A 19,832-nucleotide genomic window follows, 5' to 3' on the forward strand; every position below is an offset into this window, starting at 1 on the left:
TCAATTGCTCCGCTCACCGTCCCGCAACGCTCTCCCCACGCACCGCCCCCCGCCTGATCCGCACCGCTAGCCCAGCCAGCACCCTCATCGCCGCCACCAGCACCAGCGCGCAAAGCGCCACTTTGGAGACCGTCTCCATCGTCCCCTCGATCAGAACGGCATGGGCTGCGCTGCCGACCACGATCACGATCGCAAGCCCCATATGGGCGATGCGCCATCGTCGCAGTCCCAGTCGCCGGCGGAAGATCGCCAGCAGCGCCACCGCGAAGATCGCCCACATCGCGGTGACGCCGAACGGCGAGAACGGCGTCGGCGATGTGTAGGTCAGCGCGTCGATCATGTCGGGCGGGCTGGTGATCCAGAGGCCGGCGACGTGGAGCGCGATCGCGACCACAATCGCGCCGCCGGTCCAGTGATGCACGCGGCGGCCGCGATAGGCCGACAGGCCCGGCAGGTATCCGGCAATCAGCAGGGGCTGCACCAGCATCAAGCCCAGCGCGACGATCCCGGCGAAGCCGGCGATGATATAGACCGGGCCGCGCCAGGCGAGCTGCTCGCTCACAGCTGCCAGCGCGATCGGCACGCCAATGGCGGTCGCGAGGGCGATCCAGATCAGGGCCGCCCGGGCCGATCTCATTCTCTACATTCCCGATTTGGTCAGGCTGGTCCGAGGACGAAATGCGCCTCCAGGCTGGTCTCCTTCGGGCTCTTCATCACCGGCCGCAGGAAGACGGTTTTGAACTCGCCGCTGTCATAGGCGAGGTGGCCATGCGGCTGGCCGAAGATCGGGATGATCTGCGGCATCTCGAGCCGGAATTTCCCGTCCTTGTCGGTCAGCGTGGCGCCGTGGCTCTGCGGCTCGTGCTCCTGTCCCTCGACCGTGTGGGCCCAGATCTGGATGCGCTGCCCGGCGAGCGGCGCCCCGTCGCCGGCGCGGCGCACGGTGCCGCTCATCCAGAAGCCGCCCTTGCCGATCCGCTCCACGATCGCCGCGCCCTTGCGATAGTTGTTGGCCCCGCCCGTCATCGTCTCCGTTGGCGCGAGGCCCTCCGCGCGGGCCGGCAGCAGCAGCCCGGAGACGCCGCCTGCCATCACGAGGCCGCCGGCGGTGAGGAGGGTGCGGCGGTTGAAGACGATCTGGGTCATGTGCATTCCTCCTGGCGAGGCGGACTTGCTTCAGGCTGAGGCTACAACAACGCGCGTGATCCGCCCAGTTGGGGAGGGGGCGAGATCGCCTGCAATAACAGTGTTGTGAGGTGCGACGGGCGCTCGACCGGCGGCGCCGATGGATGGTCCGGTGCCCCTGAATTGTTCACCTTGGCGGTGGCGGCTATGCATCGGCCACCATGTGTCTATGCATGTCCATTGGAGAAATCTTTCTTACCTTCAGTCGCCAAGCTGAAAAATTTCCGCTAGGAGTTGTATTGTAACGTCTTGCAATGGGACGGCACCTCCGTCCTCGGAAGGACATGGTCATGAGATCGTCGTCACGCTTTCTCGCGCCCTCTGCTGCCGTTGTCTTGTCAATCGTCATGCTGTGCGCTCCGGCCGCATCGCAGATCCCGACCGGCCCCGCCAGCACGCTTCCCCCCGTTTCGATCGACGCGCCAAAGCAGGCGGCAAGGCCGCATCGGGCGGAGCCGGTGGTCGGCACCACGGCATCGCGCCGGCCATCGATAGCCGCGCGAACAACCGCTCGAACGTCACCGGCCACGACAGAAGCAATCATGGCAGGGCCAGGTACAGCGAAAGACAAGCTTGGCAGGCTGGAGAAAATCAGCAGCAATTGCAACGGCGGCTGCGAGTCGAGCCTCCCGCACGGCAAGGACCCCTGGGTCGGGTGCAGCGGGGCGTGGGGCGACAGCACAACCATGCCTTTCTCGACAACGTGCAGGGACAACCTCACCTACAATTCCTTCGCGTCTTGCGCCGAGACCAAAATTTTCCTGGGTGAGAACCGAAACAAGGCCTGGTGGCTTTGCAGCAGCCTGCTGGCCGGCGGGAAGTTCAAGGTCGCTGATCTGAAGCGGTCACGACGGTAGTTCAGGCCGTAGGGCGGATTAGCGAAGCGTAATCCGCCATCTTTGCGGGGGCACGTATTGGCGGATTACGCCTTCGGCTAATCCGCCCTACGGCGCTACGGGCATTCGTCGTTCCATGGGCAAAATCCTTTTCAGAAATTTTCTTCAGCCGTAAAGCCATCGCGCAGGGAAGGCCGGATGCCTCCGCCGAACCTGTATGCTCGTGCGCGCACTTCTTCTGTGCACATGGCGCACGGGACCGCGGGTGCGGCGTGCACCCGGTCTTCCCTGCGCCCTCGCTAACGAGATGGAAAACTCGGGCAGATCATGTCGCGAGACTGCGGATGCATATTTCAATGTCATCCCCGCGAATGCGGGGATCCAGTACGCCGCGGCCCATCGATCTGATCACAACCGTCTCTGGAATACTGGATCACCCGCATGCGCGGGTGATGACACCGCGCTTAGCCATATGGGCCCTGGCCTTCGCCAAGGCGACGGCAACCCCGCGCCGACTTGCGCACAACGCCCGACCGAAACGGTCCCCTTACCGCTGGCGGAACCGACCCATCGTCGCTACATTGTCCCCGCGAAGCTGCGTTGCGCGTCAGGAGCCATATATCCCCGGGGCCTTATCGATCCTTTAGGGAACTGTCCCTGGCCGGGCCCGTGGGCCCGGACATATGGTGCCCACCTACTTTCGTAGGGAACTCCGGGATCGAGCGCTTCAACGGCCTCTGCGGCTTCGCACTTATTTTTGGTCGTTTCCCTGTCGTCGCGTTGCGGCGGTTCGATTGGTGCCAGCGTTGCCCCGCTGATGCGGGGCCCTCCGCCGCAGCCTGGAAGTCAGATTGCAAGCGTCTCTCGAACATTCGATCGCCTGCACGTCGCGGGCGACGGCAGCGGAAGATGGTCATGCACGCAACTCCGTCGAAGGCTGAACTCCGGTCCCTTGCATTGGCCAAGCGCGATGCGCTGAGCGACGAGCAGCGCGCCACCGCGGCCGAAGGGCTCGCCAAGCGCGGCATCCCGATCGAGATCGCGCCGGGCATGATCGTCTCGGGCTATGCGCCGATCCGCAGCGAGATCGATCCGAAGCCGCTGATGCTGAAGCTTGCGGAGCGAGGCGCGCGGCTCGCGTTGCCCTGCGTCAATGCGCGCGGCCAGTCGCTGACCTTCCGCGCCTGGTCGCCGCAGGACCGGCTGATGCTCGGTCCCCTCGGCATTCCCGAGCCGTCGCCGGCCGCGGCCGAAGTGCATCCGGACGTGATGCTGGTGCCGCTCGCCGCCTTCGACAAGCTCGGCCACCGCATTGGCTACGGTGCCGGCTATTACGACTATACCTTCACCCATCTGCGCAAGGCCAAGCATGTGATCGGCGCCGGCCTGGCCTTCGCCGTGCAGGAAACCAAGGCGATCCCGGCATTGTCGCACGACGTCCCGCTCGATTTTGTGCTAACCGAGCGGAAGACATTCGACTTCCGGAGCCCCTGATTTGCGTATTCTCTTCGTCGGTGACGTCGTCGGCCGCACCGGCCGCACCGCCATCACAGACCATCTCCCCGGCATGATCCGCGACTGGTCCCTCGATCTCGTCATCGTCAATGGCGAGAACGCCGCCGGCGGTTTTGGCATCACCGAGGCGATCTACCAGGAATTCCTCGACGCCGGCGCCGACGCGATCACGCTCGGCAACCACGCCTGGAATCAGAAGGAGGCGCTGGTCTTCATCGAACGCGCGCCGCGCCTGATCCGGCCGCTGAATTTTCCGCGGCATTCGCCGGGCCGCGGCTCGGCGCTGGTCGATACCAAGAACGGCAAGCGGGCGCTGGTCGTCAACGCGATCGGCCGCGTCTTCATGGAGCCGTCGCACAACGATCCCTTCGCCGCGGTCGAGCGCGAGCTCGATGCCTGCCGGCTCCGCGAATCGGCCGACGCCATCGTGGTCGACTTCCACGGCGAGGCGACTTCCGAGAAGCAGGGCATGGGCTATTTCTGCGACGGCCGCGTCAGCCTCGTCGTCGGCACCCACACCCATGTGCCGACCGCCGATCATCAGATCCTGACCGGCGGCACCGCCTATATGAGCGACGCCGGCATGACCGGCGACTACGACTCCGTCATCGGCATGCAGAAGGAAGAGCCGCTGCATCGCTTCATCACCGGCATCCCCTCGTCCCGCTTCGAGCCGGCCGGAGGTGTCGCAACGCTGTCGGGTGTCGCAGTCGAGACCGACGATGCCACCGGCCTCGCGGTGAAGATCGCGCCCGTGCGCGCCGGCGGCCGGCTCGAGCCCGCAGTGCCGGGATTCTGGACCTAGCGCTTGTAGCCCGGATGCAGCGAAGCGAAATCCGGGACCCATCCCACCGAGTGCGAGAGACACCCGGATTGCGCTGCGCTCCATCCGGGCTACGAATGAAGAAGTGAGGACACCCGTGAAAACCTATCAGCTCTACATCAACGGCCAGTATGTCGATCCCGCCAATGGCGAGTGGTTCGAGAGCATCGATCCCTATCGCGGCGAGGCCTGGGCCAAAATTCCGCGCGGCTCGAAGGCGGATGCCGACAAGGCGGTGGCCGCCGCCAACGAGGCGATGTGGCGCGGGCCGTGGTCGAAGATGACGGCCTCGGCGCGCGGCAAGGCGATGCGCAAGCTCGGCGATCTCGTCGCTGACAATGCCGAGCGGCTCGCCGAGATCGAGGTGCGCGACAACGGCAAGCTGATGGCGGAGATGCTGGGGCAGCTGCGCTACCATCCGGAATGGTGGTGGTACTTCGGCGGCCTGGTCGACAAGCTCGAAGGCGGTCTCGTTCCGATCGACAAGCCGGATACCTTTGCCTACACGACGCATGAGCCGGTCGGCGTCGTCGCCGCGCTGACCGCGTGGAATTCGCCGCTGCTGTTCGTCGCCTGGAAATGCGCCGCCGCGCTCGCCGCCGGCTGCGCCGTGGTGGTCAAGCCGTCGGAATTCACCTCGGCGAGCACGCTGGAATTCGCCGCGCTGACCAGGGAAGCCGGGATTCCCGACGGCATCTTCAACGTCGTCACCGGCTTCGGCCCGGAGATCGGCAGCGAACTGATCACCCATCCGGGTGTCGCCAAGATCACCTTCACCGGATCGGATGCGACCGGCGCCCGGGTCTATGAGACCGCGGCGAAGAGCCTGAAGCGCGTCTCGCTCGAGCTCGGCGGCAAATCGCCCAACATCGTGTTCGAGGATGCCGACCTGACCGCCGCTGCGGCCGGCGCGATTTCGGGCATCTTCGCAGCTACCGGGCAGACCTGCATCGCGGGCTCGCGCCTGCTGGTGCAGAACTCGATCAAGGACCAGTTCGTCGCGCGCGTCCTGGAGCTCGGGCGGTCCGCCAAGATCGGCGATCCCATGAAGTCGGACACCAATGTCGGCCCGGTCACCACGCCTGCGCAGTACAAGAAGATCCTCGACTACATCGAGATTGCCAAGGCCGAGGGCGCGCGCTGCCTGCTCGGCGGCAAGCCGGCCACAGGCGCCGGGATCATCGGCGGGCAATTCGTCGAGCCGACCATCTTCACCGACGTCGACAACTCGATGCGGATCGCGCGCGAGGAAGTGTTCGGTCCGGTGCTCTCGATCATCGGCTTCGACACCGAGGAAGACGCCATCCGCATCGCCAACGACACGATCTACGGCCTGGCCGCCGGCATCTGGACCCGCGATCTCGGCCGCGCCGTGCGCGTGCCGAAGCAGCTGCGCGCCGGCACCGTGTGGGTCAACACCTATCGCGCCATCAGCTACATGATGCCGTTCGGCGGCATGAAGCATTCCGGTGTCGGCCGCGAGAGCGGCATCGATGCTGTGCGCGAATATCTGGAGACCAAGAGCGTCTGGATCTCGACCGCAAAGGATGTGCCGGCCAATCCGTTCGTGATGCGCTGAGCGAAGCCGCCCTTGGGCGGCTTCGTCTCAACTCTGCCTGAATCCCATCCGGAACGCGCCCCAGTGGCGGCCACGGACGATGATGGGGGAGGAGAGATCCTTCATCAGGACGAACTGGCCGCCGCCCATGTCGCGGCGGTAGGTCTGCAGCAGGAACGGTTTTGTATTCGCCGCCACCTTCTTCACCGCGCGATCGCTGAACAGCCGGCGGTTGCGGCAGTTGGCGTTGTTCCAGACCGGGTCCTTGCCCTGCGGCAGGCGGTAGTTCGGATTGTGCGTCGGCAGATAGCCGCCTTTGGCCCAGGCGACGCAGAACACGATGCGCGGATCGCTTTTCTGGATCGGATCCTGGATCGCCGGCAGCACGCGATCGGTGAAGGCGACGTAGTCGGTCAGGTACTGCTTCGGATCGGTGCCTGATATCTCGCGGTACTTCTCGTCCATCAGCTGCTCGATCGTGATCTCGCCGCGCGCGATCGCGTCCTCGAACGTCTGCGTGATGCGCTTGGCGGTGTCGACGACGACGCGGATCAGCGGCGCATCCGAGGTCTCCACGCCGCTGTCGGCGATCAGCGCGATCAACCCTTCCGATGTCTCCAGCAGCTTCGCGACGCGCTCGTCGGCGTTCTTGAGATCGCGCGAGGACAGATCGACGCCCTTGGCGAGCTCGTTCAGCTCGGAGATCACGGTGTCGCAATGGCCGAGGTTGGAGGTCGCGGCGCGCGCGACGCTGTCGATCTCCGCGCCGACCGACGCAAAACCTTGCTGGACGCGCGAGATGATGCCGGAAATCTGCTGGGCGCCTTCGCCGGCGCTCTTGGCGCGCAGCGAGGCGTCGCTGCTCTCGCCGATCAGATTGCCGATCTGGCCGTCGAGATCGCGCACCGTGTCGGAGATCTGATGCGTCGCCTGCCGGGTGGCTTCCGCAAGGCTCTTCACTTCGCTGGCGACCACCGCAAAGCCGCGACCGGCGGTGCCGGCGCGCGCGGCCTCGATGGTGGCGTTCAGCGCCAGCAGGTTGGTTTGCTTGGCGATCGCCTCGATCGAGCCGGAGACTTTTGCGACCTGGCTCAGCGCCGCGCCGACCGCGCTCAGCCGCGCCTCGATCCGCCCCACCGCGGAGACGAGCTCGGAGATGTGGCTGACCGCGGTGTCGACCGCGCTGCGCGATTCCGCGATCTGGCCGACTGCGGCGGACGCGGTCGATTGCACGGCCTGCGAGGCATTGGCGATGTCGTGGTTGGCCGTGACCATGGTCTCGGCGGTCTTCTGCAGATGGTGAAACCGCTCCGACTGGCTGGTGACGCGGTTCGCGACCTCCTGGACGTTGCCGGCGATGTCGGCGAGCTCCACGCCGAGGCCGCCGATGCGATCGGCGAGCTGGTCGACCAGACGTTCGGCCAGCGTCCGGTTGGACATCGTGTCCAGAACTGCGAGCTGCACGGCGGACATATTCGAACTTCCTCTCGTCAGGGCAGCCTGTCAGGCGCGGCCCGCGACATTCCCATTTCAAGTCTAAGACGTGATTCGCCCGCTCAGTCTTGCCTGAGCGTGCACTCGCCCCTCGATATCTGCTCCGTACTATTCCGGATCATGCGCCTAGAGCTTGTATGCGGTGCGGAAGCCGCCCCAGTGGCGGCCGCGGACGCGGATCGGCACGTCGATCTCGCGCATCATCACCGTGTTGCCGTTGCCCATATCGCGCGCATAGGTCTGGATCAGATAAGCGCGCTGGTTGCGGCCGGCGGCGAGACCCGCGGGATCGTTGAAGATGCGGCGGTTGCGGCTGTTGGCCGTATTCCAGGCGACGTCGCCGGGCCGCTGCGGATGCGAATACACCTTGTTGTGAACCGGCAGATAGCCGTTGCTGTCGATCATGACGCAGAACGCCATCCGCTTGTCCTTGGCGAGGAACGCTTCCTGGAAGGACGGCAGTGCGCGATCGGCCCAGTCGAGCATTCTGGTGCGGTACTGCACCGGATTGGAGCCTGCGATCTCGACATAATCGGTGTCGAACATGTCGTCCATCGAGATGGCGCCGCTGGCGACGCCGCTCTCGAAGATCTTGCTCAGCGCGGAGCCGGCTTCCATGGCGCGGGCGACGAGTTCGGCGTTCTCCTCATGGATCGCCCACATCTTGTCTTCGATCTTTTCGCGCAGCTCGGCATTCACGGCCTCGAACCGTGCCTGCATGCCGGCCTTGCCGTGCTCGGTGCAGCGGATCCGGCAGGCGCCAACGTCCTGCAGCGTGGCACTGAGCGTTTCATTGCGCGGCAATGTCTCGGCATTCGCGCCGCCGATCAGAATGCCGGCCATCGCAATCTCGTAGACCGGGGCCGTGATCGTGCCGCGCGCGGTGATGATCTCGATGGTGAGGCTGCAGGGCAGCCGCTCGTTCTTGCGGCGATCCTCGCGCTCGCCCTGGCGCAGCAGCACCGCGCAGCGCGCCTTGAGCTTTTGCGCAAACGCGGTGACGGCCTTGCCGGCCTTGCTGACGTCGTCGCCATGCGCTGCGGCGTCCCGCGTCGCGCTGTCGATCTCGCCGGCGCTGTCGCCGACGGAGTGGATGAAGTGGGATGCTTGTTCGGCATTCCGGCCCATCTCGCCGGTGATCTGGTTCTGCTCGGCGACCGCGCCGTTGACATGCGCGAACACCGGGCGGATCGCGTCGATCGCCTGCGAGATGCGATGCACCGCGTCCGCCGATCCGGTGGCGTCGCGCTGCAGTGCTTCGATCTTCCGGGTGATTTCCTCGGTCGCGCTCTGGGTCTGCACCGCGAGCGCCTTGACCTCGGTGGCGACCACCGCAAAGCCCTTGCCGGCGGCGCCGGCGCGCGCCGCCTCGATGGTCGAGTTCAGTGCGAGCAGCGTGGTCTGGCGCGCGATCTGCGCGATCAGATTGACGACATTGCCGATCGCCGCCGAGGATTCGCGCAGGCGATCGACATTGGCGGTGGCTTCGCGCGCGGCGGCGGCGGCGTCGTCGGCGAGCTTGCCGGCGTCGCGCACCTGCTGGCCGATGCCCTCGGCGGAATGGGTGAAGCGCTCGGCGGCTTGCGAGAACGTCGTCGCCGTGCTCTGCGCCGCGCTGGAGCGGCCGGTCAGGGCATCCGTGCGCTGGCGGATCGTGGCGAGCGTTGCGGCGGTTGCGTCGGCGCCGCCGGCAACCGACTGAGCAGCCCGCTCCAGCTGGCGGATCATGGCGCCGAGCTCGAGCTCCAGCAGTTCGAGGATTTCCTTGGCCGAATCGGTCTCGGCGGAGGCGGGGGCGGCGTCGGCCGCAGCGGGCGCGGCAGGGCCCTTCGCCTCGACGGCAGGCGCGACCGGCTCAGGCGATCGCTTTCGAAACAAACCGAAGGCCATGGCAATGATCTTGGGAACTCTTGGAAGTTGAAATCGGGCGCGAAAATCCTCTCATCCGAGCATGAAGTCAGGGTTAACAACTGCCTCATATTACCCCGAGCGGTACTAGTACCTAGGTAGAACCGCCGCGTGATTCTTTGATTTTCAGGGGTGAGGGGCCTATAAGGCCGCGTTTCCACCCTCATTTCAGACGCTTGCAAGAGACCTTCGCATGGCCGGCCATTCCCAATTCAAGAACATCATGCACCGCAAGGGGCGGCAGGATGCTCAGAAGTCGAAGCTTTTCGGCAAGCTGGCCCGCGAAATCACGGTGGCGGCCAAGCTCGGCACCCCCGATCCCGCGATGAACCCGCGGCTCCGTGCGGCCGTGGTCGCGGCCCGCGCCGAAAACATGCCCAAGGACAATATCGAGCGCGCCATCAAGAAGGCGGCCGGCAGCGACGGCGAGAACTATGACGAGATCCGCTACGAGGGTTATGGCCCCGGCGGCGTCGCCGTCATCGTCGAGGCGCTGACCGACAACCGCAACCGCGCCGCCTCCGACATCCGCTCCTTCTTCACCAAGTCCGGCGGCAATCTCGGCGAAACCGGCTCGGTCGCCTTCATGTTCGACCGCACCGGCATCATCGAATACGACTTAAGCGTCGCCTCCGACGACGCCATGCTGGATGCTGCGATCGAGGCCGGCGCCGACGACGTCGCCTCCAGCGAAAGCGGCCACGAGGTCTACGCCTCACAGGAGACTTTTCGCGAGGTGGCAAAGGCGCTGGAGGCGAAGTTCGGCGAGCCGCGCAAGGCGGCGCTGACCTGGAAGCCGCAGAACACCGTCGCGGTCGACGACGAGACCGGCGAAAAGCTCTTGAAGCTGATGGATCAGCTCAACGACCACGACGACGTCCAGAACGTGTTCGCCAATTTCGAGGTGTCGGACGCGCTGATTGCGAAGATGGGTGGGTAATTCTCGTGTCCCGGACGCGGTGCAGCGTGCAACGCTGCTCCGCTGAGCCGGGACCCATGTCTCCTTGGATTCGTTTGCCGATAGATGGGCCCCGGTTCAGCGGTGCACCACTTCGTGCTGCGCTGCGCCCGGGGCACGAACGTCACCGGGGATTCCCGTTCTCTTTATGTTTCGTTCACAGCCCTCTGGCGTTATCACTACGCCATGACAGTCCAGCCGATTCGCTCCCCCGTCCGCATCATCGGTATCGATCCCGGTCTCCGCCGCACCGGCTGGGGCGTGATCGAGACCGAGGGCAACCGCCTCGTCTATCTCGGCTGCGGCTCGGTCGAGCCGCCGGACGATCTGCCGCTGGCGCAACGTTTGCTCGCGATCCATGAGGGGCTCGCCGCCGTGCTCGGCGACTACAAGCCGATGGAAGCCGCGGTCGAGCAGACCTTCGTCAACAAGGACGGCGTCGCCACGCTGAAGCTCGGCCAGGCGCGCGGCGTCGCGATGCTGGCGCCGGCGATGTTCGGCATCTCCGTTGCGGAGTACGCGCCGAACCAGGTGAAGAAGACCGTGGTCGGCGCGGGACACGCCGAGAAGAATCAGATCCAGGTGATGCTGAAGATCCTGCTGCCGAAAGCCGAACCTCCGTCGGCCGACGCAGCGGATGCGCTCGCCATCGCCATCACCCATGCCCATCACCGCCAAAGCGCCGCACTCCGGCTGAAGGTGGCGAGCCTATGACGCACGTATCGCAGAGTGAGGCGAGCACGCTGGTGGGGCTCCCTCCCCCCTTGTGGGGGAGGGTTGGGGAGAGGGGTAAGCCCCGGGCGAGATCATCGATGGGTGCATCGCTCTCACAACAATCCTTTCGCAGCGGCACGGACAGAGCACGTCGTGTGGTACCCCTCTCCCTAACCCTCCCCCACAAGGGGGGAGGGAACCCTTCCGCCGGTGCGTCCCTCACTAACTCTTTCATCGGTGCTTCCCTTACTGCGCGCCTCGCATCCGGATTCCCCTCATGATCGGCAAGCTCAAAGGCCTGATCGATTCCTATGGCGAGGATTATGTGATCCTCGACGTCGGCGGCGTCGGCTATCAGGTGCATTGTGCCGGCCGCACGCTGCAGGCTCTGCCGTCGCCGGGCGAGGCGGCGGTGCTGTCGATCGAGACTTATGTCCGCGAGGATCAGATCAAACTGTTCGGCTTCCGCAGCGATCACGAGCGCGAGTGGTTTCGGCTGCTGCAGACCGTGCAGGGCGTCGGCGCCAAGGTTGCGCTCGCGGTGCTCGGCACGCTGCCGCCGACCGATCTCGCCAATGCGATCGCGCTGCGCGACAAGGCCGCGGTGGCGCGCACGCCGGGCGTCGGGCCGAAGGTCGCCGAACGCATCGTCAGCGAGCTCAAGGACAAGGCGCCCGGCTTTGCCAATGTCGATCCGGCGGTGGTGCAGCTCTCGGGTGCGATCGACAACAACCGCGCGCCGCGGCCGGTGACGGATGCGATCTCGGCGCTGGTCAATCTCGGCTACGGTCAGCCGCAAGCGGCGGCCGCCATTGCCGCCGCCTCGCGCAGCGCCGGCGAAAATGCCGAAACGGCCCAATTGATCCGGCTGGGCCTGAAGGAACTGGCGAAGTAGGCTATATCAGCCATTCATTGACCAAGGACTGTGTTTTCAGGAAATGCTGAGCAAGAAGGACAAGGAATTGATTGCCGCCGCCACCGACGCGATCAGCCAGCGATACCGCAACGACTGGCAGGAAGTGGGTGCTGCCATGCGCACGCGTGATGGCCGCATCGTCACCGGCGTAAATATCGATGCCTATATCGGACGCATCGCGGTCTGCGCCGAGGCGATCGCGATCGGGCGCGCCATCACCGAGACCGGCGACCACGGCATCGAGACCATCGTCGCGGTGCGCCATCCGAAGCCCGACGAGCCCGGCACCATCGCGGTGGTCTCGCCCTGCGGCATCTGCCGCGAGCTGATCCACGATTACGACGCCAAGGCGAAAGTGATCGTGCCCGACAACGGCCGCACGCCGAAGGTCGTCGCGATCGGCGAGCTCTTGCCGAACAAGTATCGCAGAGGCAACGAGTGAACACGCCCTCCCGCATCGTCACGCCCGAGCGCCGCGCCGACGATGTCGGCGACACCGCGCTGCGCCCGCAATCGCTGTCCGATTTCGTCGGCCAGGCGCAGGCGCGCAAGAATCTCTCGATCTTCATCGAGGCGGCGCGCAAGCGCGGCGAGGCGCTGGATCATGTGCTGTTCGTCGGCCCCCCCGGCCTCGGCAAGACCACGCTGGCGCAAATCGTCGCGCGCGAGCTCGGCGTCGGCTTCCGCGCGACGTCGGGTCCGGTGATTGCCAAGGCCGGCGATCTTGCGGCGCTGCTCACCAATCTCGAAGAGCGCGATGTGCTGTTCATCGACGAGATCCATCGCCTCAGTCCCGCGGTGGAAGAGGTGCTCTATCCCGCGATGGAGGACTTTCAGCTCGACCTGATCATCGGTGAGGGGCCGGCCGCGCGCTCGGTGAAGATCGAGCTCGCAAAATTCACGCTGGTCGGCGCGACGACGCGTGCGGGCCTGCTGACCAATCCGCTGCGCGACCGCTTCGGCATTCCGATCCGGCTCAACTTCTACACGGTGGAAGAGCTGGAGAAGATCGTCACCCGCGGCGCCCGCGTGCTCAACATCGGCATGACCGCCGATGGCGCCAACGAGATCGCGCGCCGCGCCCGCGGCACGCCGCGCATCGCCGGCCGTCTGCTGCGCCGTGTTCGCGACTTTGCCTCCGCTGCCGATGCCGACACGGTCGATCGCGAGATCGCCGACCGCGCGCTCTGCGCGCTGGAAGTCGACAGCGCCGGCCTCGATGCGATGGACCGCCGTTATCTGACGACGATTGCGATGAACTATGGCGGCGGCCCGGTCGGCGTCGAGACCATGGCCGCGGCGCTGTCGGAGCCGCGCGATGCGATCGAGGACATCATCGAGCCCTATCTGATCCAGTGCGGCTATCTGCAGCGCACCCCGCGCGGCCGCTTGCTGACCTCGCACGCGTTCCGGCACCTCGGCCTCACTGAGCCGAACCGCGATGCCGCGCAGTTCGGCCTGTTCGGCAACACCGAGGATGAGGACTGACCTTACGCCTCTCGCGCGTAACCCTTTAGCTTCGCATCGAGCACGGCGAGCATCTCGTCGCGGATCGGATCGCGCGAGCCTTTCAGCCAGGCGGCGGCGAGCGGCAGGCGGCCGGCGTGGCTGCCGCGTTTGAGTTTCAGCGACACGAAGCGGACACCGGAGATCGCCATCCGCGACGTCCAGCGCGGCACGATGGCTACTCCCAGCCGTGCCGCGACCATGTTGACGATGGTCTGCTTCTCGTCGGCGATCTGGTGGATGCGCGGGCTCAAGCCCGCCTCCTCGAACAGCTTTACGGTGAGATCGTGGCTGTGCGGCCGGGCGCGGCGCTCAGGCACGATCAGTGGCTGCTCGGCGATGTCTGACAGCGTCACCGACGTCCGCCGCGCCAGCGCATGCCTCTGCGGCAATGCGACGACGGCGCTCTCCTGCAAGAGCGCGCGGAATTCGATGCGCTTGTCGGCGCGCTCGGGCGGCCGCACGAAGGCGAGGTCGAGCGCGCCGGACAAGAGGCGCGGCAGCAGGCGAATGGTCTTTTCTTCCAGCAACTGCACCACGACGTCGGGATGCGCATGACGGAAATCGCGCAGCAGCGATGGCAATAGGCCCGCGGCCGCGCTGTCGACCGCGCCGACCCGGAAGCGCCGCAGCGCGCTCTTCCGGTCGCGCTTGCGAAAGCCGGCCTCGATTGCCTCCGCCTGCTTGAGCAGCGCGCGCCCGTCGCGCAGCAGCGTCGCGCCGTCCTCGGTCAGCGACACCGCGCGGGTGGTGCGCGCGAACAATCTCACGCCGAGGTCTTGCTCCAGGAGCTTGATGTGGCGGCCGAGCGCGGAGGGCAGCATCTCCAGCCGCTGCGCCGCGCGGCCGAAATGCAGCTCCTCGGCAGCGGCGACGAAGCAGCGGAGCTGGTGCAATTCCAAGAGCGGTCCTTTCTATGCCGGCAGGCTCGCGCCGGATTATATCATTTTTTTGTATAAACCGCCGTCGATTGAAGCGGAAGGGTGCGGCCTCCTAGTCTTTGCCCAAGGCGACACGAGATGCGCCTTGCCAATGACAATGGAACCAGGGAGGCCCGACCTATGGCCGGCGAGCTCGAGACGCGTGTGCTGCGCAGGATTACCTGGCGCATCGTTCCCTTCATCATGCTGCTGTATTTCGTGGCCTTCATCGACCGCGTGAATATCGGCTTCGCCTCGCTGACCATGAACAAGGATCTCGGCCTGTCGCCGACGGTCTATGGCTTCGGCGCCGGCATCTTCTTCTGGGGCTATTTCCTGTTCGAGGTGCCCTCCAACATCATCCTGCACAAGATCGGCGCGCGCATCTGGATCGCGCGGGTGATGATCACCTGGGGCATCGTGTCGGCTGCGATGGCCTTCGTGCAGGGGCCGAACAGTTTTTACGTGCTGCGCTTCCTGCTCGGCGCGGCCGAAGCCGGCTTCTTCCCCGGCATCATCCTTTATCTCTCCTACTGGTTCCCGGCGCGCCAGCGTGCCGCGGTCACCGCGCTGTTCATGGCGGCCGCGCCGCTGTCGACCGTGCTGGGCTCGCCCGTCTCAGGCGCGCTGCTCGAAATGGACGGCATGCTCGGCTTCAAGGGTTGGCAATGGCTGTTCGTGCTGGAGGCCATCCCGGCCGTGCTGCTCGGCTTCGTCGTGCTCGGCTTTTTGACTGACCGGCCGGAGAAGGCAAAATGGCTCGCCGATGATGAACGCAACTGGCTGGTCACGACCATGAACGCCGAGAATGCCAGCAAGGCGGCAACTGCGAGCCACAGCATCTGGCGCGGCCTCGCCGACCCCAGAGTGCTCGCGCTGTCGCTGGTCTATTTCGGCACCTCGGCGGGCCTCTATACACTCGGCGTCTGGGCGCCGCAGATCATCAAGCAGTTCGGCCTCTCGGCGCTGCAGGTCGGCTTCCTCAACGCGGTGCCGCCGACGGTCGCTGTGATTGCGATGGTGCTGTGGGCGCGGCATTCCGACCGCACCGGTGAGCGCACCTGGCACGTCGTGCTGATGTGCCTCCTGGCCGCCACCGGACTTTGGCTCGCGGGCCTCTCCAGCAGCATCCTCGCGGTGATCGCCGCGCTGACCCTGGTCAACATCGGCATCTCCTCGTCGAAGCCGCCGCTGTGGAGCATGCCGACCATGTTCCTGTCGGGCTCGGCGGCTGCAGCAGGTATCGCCACCATCAACTCGATCGGCAATCTCGGCGGCTTCGTCGGTCCGGCCATGATCGGCTGGATCAAGGACCAGACCGGGAGCTTTGTCGGCGGGCTCTACTTCGTCGGCGGCTTGCTGGTGCTGTCGGCGCTGCTCACCTGGCTGTTGTCGCGAGCCCAGACCGTCAAGGCCGGAGCTGAGCCTCATTCCGCTTCCATCCAAACCCACTGACCATTACACACTCACACCGGAGACCACATCATGCGTACCCATTCCATCGCCGCCATTCCCGCCGACGGCATCGGCCCCGAGGTTATCTCCGCCGGTGTCCGCGTGCTCGAGGCTCTGGCCAAGCGCAGCGGCGATCTCGCCTTCAACGTCAAGACCTTCGATTGGGGCTCGGACTATTACAAGAAGCACGGCGTGATGATGCCGGCCGACGGCCTCACGGAGCTGAAGACGTTCGACGCGATCTATTTCGGCGCGGTCGGCGCGCCCGACGTGCCCGATCACATCACGCTGTGGGGCCTGCGGCTGCCGATCTGCCAGGGCTTTGACCAATACGCCAACGTGCGGCCGACCAAGATTTTGCCGGGCGTGGCCTCGCCGCTGCGCAATGTCGGCGTCGGCGATCTCGACTGGGTGATCGTGCGCGAGAACTCGGAAGGCGAGTATGCCGGCATGGGCGGCCGCGCCCACAAGGGCCTACCGGAAGAGGTCGGCACCGAGGTCGCCGTGTTCACCCGCGTCGGCGTCACCCGCATCATGCGCTATGCTTTCCAGCTCGCGCAATCGCGGCCGCGCAAGCTCTTGACCGTCGTGACCAAGTCGAACGCGCAGCGCCACGGCATGGTGATGTGGGACGAGATCGCCGCTGAAGTCGCGACCGAATTCCCTGACGTGACCTGGGACAAGATGCTGGTCGACGCCATGACGGTGCGGATGACCCTGCATCCGAAGAGCCTCGACACCATCGTCGCGACCAATCTGCACGCCGACATCCTGTCCGATCTTGCCGGCGCGCTCGCCGGCAGCCTCGGCGTGGCGCCGACCGGCAACATCGATCCGCAGCGCCGCTATCCCTCGATGTTCGAGCCGATCCACGGTTCGGCCTTCGACATCACCGGCAAGGGCATTGCGAACCCCGTCGCGACGTTCTGGACCGGCGCGCAGATGCTGGAGCATCTCGGCGAGAAGGAGCCGGCGGCGCGGCTGATGGCGGCGGTCGAGAAGGTCTGTGCGGCCGGCGTGCTGACGCCCGACGTCGGCGGCAAGGCGACAACGAAGGAAGTCACCGACGCCGTGATCGACGCGATCCACGGCTCCAACGTCTGACACGAGAGGCGCCCGATGCGAGCCGAATGGACGGACGCGCGGGCGCGCACCGCGCTGCGGCGGATCTTTGATGCCGCCGTCGCCAGCGCCGATCCGAAACTGGCGGTCGCGCGCGGCCTGCCGGACAAACCGCGGGGACGTTGCGTGGTCGTCGGCGCCGGCAAGGCGTCGGCAGCAATGGCCGCCGGCCTCGAGGCGGCCTGGCCCGATGTCGAGATGTCCGGCGTCGTCGTCACACGCGACGGCCACAGCGTGCCGACGCGCCGGATCGAGATCATCGAAGCGTCGCATCCGGTGCCGGATGCGGCCAGCGAGACCGCAGCGCGCCGCATCCTGCGGGCGGTCGAAGGCTTGAACAGCGACGACCTCGTCATCGCGCTGATGTCCGGCGGCGGCTCGGCGCTGATGACGCTGCCGGCGGAGCCGATGACGCTCGCCGACAAGCAGGCCGTCAACCGCGCGCTGCTCGCCAGCGGCGCGACGATCGCTGACATGAATGTCATCCGCAAGCATCTCTCCGCCATCAAGGGCGGACGGCTTGCGCTGGCCGCGCGACCGGCGCGGGTCGTGACGCTTGTCATCTCAGACATTCCCGGTGACGATCCCGCCGCGATCGCCTCGGGCCCGACCTTGCCGGATAGCAGCACGAAAGCGCGGGCGCGCGAGATCATCGAGCGCTATGCGATCGATCTGCCGCCGGCCGCACGCGCTGCACTGGACGCATCAAGCGAAACGCCCAAACCCGGCGAGATCGCAGCCGACATCCGGATGATCGCGACGCCGTCACTTGCGCTGGCAGCAGCTGCCGAGGCCGCGCGAGCCGAAGGTCTCAATCCAATCATCCTCGGCGATGCCCTCGAAGGCGAAGCATGCGAGCTCGGGACTGTGATGGCGGGAATTGCGCGGTCGGTGGCTGAGCACGGCCATCCCGTGACGGCCCCCGCGGTGCTGCTGTCGGGCGGCGAGACCACCGTCAGCATCGGCCGCGGGCCGGCCGGCCGCGGTGGCCGCAACACCGAGTTCCTGCTATCGCTGGCGGTTGCGCTGTCAGGCAGGTCAGGCATCTGGGCGATCGCCGGCGACAGCGACGGAATTGATGGAACCGAGGACGCCGCCGGCGCCTTGATTGGGCCTGACACGCTGCAGCGCGCAGGCAGCACGGGGCTCGATGCTCGCCACGCTCTTGTCGCGCATGATAGCTACACGTTCTTTGATCGAATCGGCGATCTCGTCCGTACCGGACCGACACTGACCAACGTCAACGATATCAGGGCCGTGCTGATCGCTACCAGAGCGTTTTCAAGCGAAGTGGTGGCCGGTTCGCGTGAAGAAAACGCGTCAAGATAAGAGACTAAGAGGAGCACCTGACCATGCGCAGACATCGACGTGCCAAGATTGTAGCCACCGTGGGCCCCGCGAGCTCTTCGCCGGAGATGCTGAAGACGCTGTTCGCCGCGGGTGTCGATACGTTCCGCCTCAACTTCAGCCACGGCAAGCATGAGGATCATGCCAAAGTCCACGCCGCGATCCGGCAGCTGGAAAAAGACATCAAGCGGCCGATCGGCATCCTGATGGATCTGCAAGGGCCGAAGATTCGTGTGGGCACGATTGCCGGAGGCAAGATCAATGTCGAGCCGGGCGAGGCCATCCGCTTCGTGCTGAACGGGACCGAGGGCGACCGCTCGGCGATTCCGCTGCCGCATCCCGAGATTTTCGCCGCCGTCGCGCCCGGCCACGATCTTTTGATCGATGACGGCCGCGTGCGCGTGCGCGTGAAGGGGCTCGGCGATGATTTCATCGATGCCGAGGTCGTGGTCGGCGGCGTCATCTCCAATCACAAGGGCGTCAATCTGCCGGGCACGATGCTCAATCTGTCGCCGCTGACGAAAAAGGATCGCATCGATCTCGAATTCGGCCTGTCTCTCGGCGTCGACTGGGTCGCGCTGTCCTTTGTGCAGAAGCCGTCCGACGTCATCGAGGCGCGCGCGCTGATCGGCGAGCGGGCCGGGCTGATGGCCAAGATCGAAAAGCCCGCGGCGCTGGAGCGGATCGACGACATCATCCAGATGTCTGACGCCATCATGGTTGCGCGCGGCGATCTCGGTGTCGAAATCCCGCAGGAGGACGTGCCCGGCCGCCAGAAGGAGCTGGTGCGCGCCTGCCGGCTGGCGGTGAAGCCGGTGATCGTTGCGACCCAGATGCTCGACTCCATGGTGAACGCGCCGACGCCGACGCGCGCCGAAGCGTCCGACGTCGCGACCGCGATCTATGACGGCGCCGATGCCGTGATGCTGTCGGCGGAATCGGCGACCGGCAAATATCCGCGCGAGGCGGTCGAGACCATGGACCGGATCATCAAGAGCACCGAGCGGCACAAGATGTACCGCTCGATGATCGAGGCGACCCAGCCGAACGAGGACCAGACGCCGCCGCACGCGGTCGCCACTGCCGCGGCCGATCTCGCTTGCGCGATCCCAGCAACCTCGATCGTCGCCTATACGTCGAGCGGCACCACCGCGGCGCGCATCGCGCGCAAGCGGCCGGCGCTGCCGATCCTCGCGGTGACGCCGAACCCCGCCACGCTGCGCCGGCTCTGCCTCTTGTGGGGCGCGCATGGCGTGCTGTCGGAGGACGTGCACAGCTACGAGCAGATGGTCGATCACGCCTCCGAGCTCGCTGTCAGCGAGGAGTTCGCGCAGCCCGGCGATCTCGTGGTGATCGTCGCCGGCATTCCCTTTGCGCAGGCGGGCACGACCAACAATCTGCGCGTCGCGGCGATTCCGCGCTGAGCGATCGATGCAACTTTGTGAGGGAGCCACCGGCGGAAGGTTCCCTCCCCCCACGCAACCGGGGTTTACCCCGGTTGCGCATCATGAATTTGCGCAAGTCGGGCAAGCCCGACTTGCGTGCGGGGGAGGGTTAGGGAGAGGGGTTCACACG

General features: G+C 66.0%; 18 protein-coding genes and 1 other RNA gene. 14 read left to right on the forward strand and 5 right to left on the reverse strand.

Annotated features, from left to right (window positions below; translation table 11 throughout):
• Nucleotides 1-13: 13 nt before the first annotated feature.
• Both JQ604_RS27610 and JQ604_RS27615 read right to left on the reverse strand, forming a co-directional pair.
• Nucleotides 14-637 carry a ferric reductase-like transmembrane domain-containing protein gene (locus tag JQ604_RS27610; RefSeq protein ID WP_212363830.1) on the reverse strand — a complete coding sequence of 208 codons (624 nt, stop codon included), beginning with the start codon at nucleotides 635-637 and terminating at the stop codon, nucleotides 14-16.
• A 20-nt stretch (nucleotides 638-657) separates the two neighbouring features.
• The gene (locus JQ604_RS27615; RefSeq protein WP_212363831.1) at nucleotides 658-1,146 is read right to left on the reverse strand and encodes a Twin-arginine translocation pathway signal; all 489 of its coding nucleotides are present in this window, start codon (nucleotides 1,144-1,146) and stop codon (nucleotides 658-660) included.
• A 329-nt stretch (nucleotides 1,147-1,475) separates the two neighbouring features.
• On the opposite strand from JQ604_RS27615, the gene JQ604_RS27620 reads away from it, so the two are divergent.
• The 5 genes from JQ604_RS27620 (at nucleotide 1,476) to JQ604_RS27640 (ending at nucleotide 5,938) form a co-directional block, all read left to right on the forward strand.
• Nucleotides 1,476-2,042 (forward strand): hypothetical protein, encoded by a 567-nt coding sequence (locus tag JQ604_RS27620; protein ID WP_212363832.1) that lies wholly within the window; start codon nucleotides 1,476-1,478, stop codon nucleotides 2,040-2,042.
• Nucleotides 2,043-2,610: 568 nt separating this feature from the next.
• A non-coding RNA gene (ssrS, locus tag JQ604_RS27625) (6S RNA) lies at nucleotides 2,611-2,771 on the forward strand.
• 165 nt (nucleotides 2,772-2,936) lie between these two features.
• Nucleotides 2,937-3,515, forward strand: coding sequence for a 5-formyltetrahydrofolate cyclo-ligase (locus tag JQ604_RS27630; RefSeq protein WP_212363833.1), 579 nt, complete (start codon nucleotides 2,937-2,939; stop codon nucleotides 3,513-3,515).
• 1 nt (nucleotide 3,516) lies between these two features.
• A complete protein-coding gene (locus JQ604_RS27635) occupies nucleotides 3,517-4,341 on the forward strand; it encodes a TIGR00282 family metallophosphoesterase (protein WP_212363834.1) in 825 nt (274 codons plus the stop codon).
• A gap of 115 nt (nucleotides 4,342-4,456) precedes the next feature.
• On the forward strand, nucleotides 4,457-5,938 hold the full coding sequence (locus JQ604_RS27640; protein ID WP_212363835.1) for an aldehyde dehydrogenase: 1,482 nt from the start codon (nucleotides 4,457-4,459) through the stop codon (nucleotides 5,936-5,938).
• A 27-nt stretch (nucleotides 5,939-5,965) separates the two neighbouring features.
• On the opposite strand, the gene JQ604_RS27645 is transcribed toward JQ604_RS27640, so the two are convergent.
• Nucleotides 5,966-7,390, reverse strand: a complete 1,425-nt coding sequence (locus JQ604_RS27645) for a methyl-accepting chemotaxis protein (RefSeq protein WP_212363836.1) — start codon at nucleotides 7,388-7,390, stop codon at nucleotides 5,966-5,968.
• A gap of 147 nt (nucleotides 7,391-7,537) precedes the next feature.
• Entirely contained in the window at nucleotides 7,538-9,301 is a 1,764-nt protein-coding gene (locus JQ604_RS27650; protein ID WP_212363837.1) for a methyl-accepting chemotaxis protein, read from the reverse strand.
• 211 nt (nucleotides 9,302-9,512) lie between these two features.
• On the opposite strand from JQ604_RS27650, the gene JQ604_RS27655 reads away from it, so the two are divergent.
• The 5 genes from JQ604_RS27655 to ruvB all read left to right on the forward strand — a co-directional run bounded on the left by JQ604_RS27655 (nucleotide 9,513) and on the right by ruvB (nucleotide 13,395).
• Nucleotides 9,513-10,259: a YebC/PmpR family DNA-binding transcriptional regulator gene (locus JQ604_RS27655; protein WP_212363838.1), complete on the forward strand. Its 747-nt coding sequence runs from the start codon at nucleotides 9,513-9,515 to the stop codon at nucleotides 10,257-10,259.
• A gap of 204 nt (nucleotides 10,260-10,463) precedes the next feature.
• On the forward strand, nucleotides 10,464-10,991 hold the full coding sequence (gene ruvC / locus JQ604_RS27660; protein ID WP_212363839.1) for a crossover junction endodeoxyribonuclease RuvC: 528 nt from the start codon (nucleotides 10,464-10,466) through the stop codon (nucleotides 10,989-10,991).
• Between the two features lie 277 nt (nucleotides 10,992-11,268).
• Nucleotides 11,269-11,886 carry a Holliday junction branch migration protein RuvA gene (gene ruvA / locus JQ604_RS27665; RefSeq protein WP_212363840.1) on the forward strand — a complete coding sequence of 206 codons (618 nt, stop codon included), beginning with the start codon at nucleotides 11,269-11,271 and terminating at the stop codon, nucleotides 11,884-11,886.
• Between the two features lie 43 nt (nucleotides 11,887-11,929).
• Nucleotides 11,930-12,349, forward strand: a complete 420-nt coding sequence (locus JQ604_RS27670; RefSeq protein WP_212363841.1) for a cytidine deaminase — start codon at nucleotides 11,930-11,932, stop codon at nucleotides 12,347-12,349.
• A complete protein-coding gene (gene ruvB, locus JQ604_RS27675) occupies nucleotides 12,346-13,395 on the forward strand; it encodes a Holliday junction branch migration DNA helicase RuvB (protein ID WP_212363842.1) in 1,050 nt (349 codons plus the stop codon). The genes JQ604_RS27670 and ruvB overlap by 4 nt, the downstream gene beginning before the upstream one ends.
• Before the next feature lie 2 nt (nucleotides 13,396-13,397).
• On the opposite strand, the gene JQ604_RS27680 is transcribed toward ruvB, so the two are convergent.
• Entirely contained in the window at nucleotides 13,398-14,315 is a 918-nt protein-coding gene (locus tag JQ604_RS27680; protein WP_212363843.1) for a LysR family transcriptional regulator, read from the reverse strand.
• Between the two features lie 159 nt (nucleotides 14,316-14,474).
• On the opposite strand from JQ604_RS27680, the gene JQ604_RS27685 reads away from it, so the two are divergent.
• The 4 genes from JQ604_RS27685 to pyk are packed head-to-tail and all read left to right on the forward strand — an operon-like array spanning nucleotide 14,475 to nucleotide 19,681.
• Complete coding sequence (locus JQ604_RS27685) at nucleotides 14,475-15,788, forward strand: MFS transporter (protein ID WP_212363844.1); 1,314 nt, start codon at nucleotides 14,475-14,477, stop codon at nucleotides 15,786-15,788.
• Between the two features lie 30 nt (nucleotides 15,789-15,818).
• The gene (locus JQ604_RS27690) at nucleotides 15,819-16,892 is read left to right on the forward strand and encodes a tartrate dehydrogenase (protein WP_212363845.1); all 1,074 of its coding nucleotides are present in this window, start codon (nucleotides 15,819-15,821) and stop codon (nucleotides 16,890-16,892) included.
• A 15-nt stretch (nucleotides 16,893-16,907) separates the two neighbouring features.
• Nucleotides 16,908-18,239, forward strand: a complete 1,332-nt coding sequence (locus tag JQ604_RS27695; RefSeq protein ID WP_212363846.1) for a glycerate kinase type-2 family protein — start codon at nucleotides 16,908-16,910, stop codon at nucleotides 18,237-18,239.
• Nucleotides 18,240-18,262: 23 nt separating this feature from the next.
• Nucleotides 18,263-19,681, forward strand: coding sequence for a pyruvate kinase (gene pyk, locus JQ604_RS27700; RefSeq protein ID WP_212363847.1), 1,419 nt, complete (start codon nucleotides 18,263-18,265; stop codon nucleotides 19,679-19,681).
• Nucleotides 19,682-19,832: the final 151 nt, after the last annotated feature.

The sequence above is a fragment of the Bradyrhizobium jicamae genome (genome assembly GCF_018130695.1).
Lineage (GTDB): Bacteria > Pseudomonadota > Alphaproteobacteria > Rhizobiales > Xanthobacteraceae > Bradyrhizobium > Bradyrhizobium jicamae_B.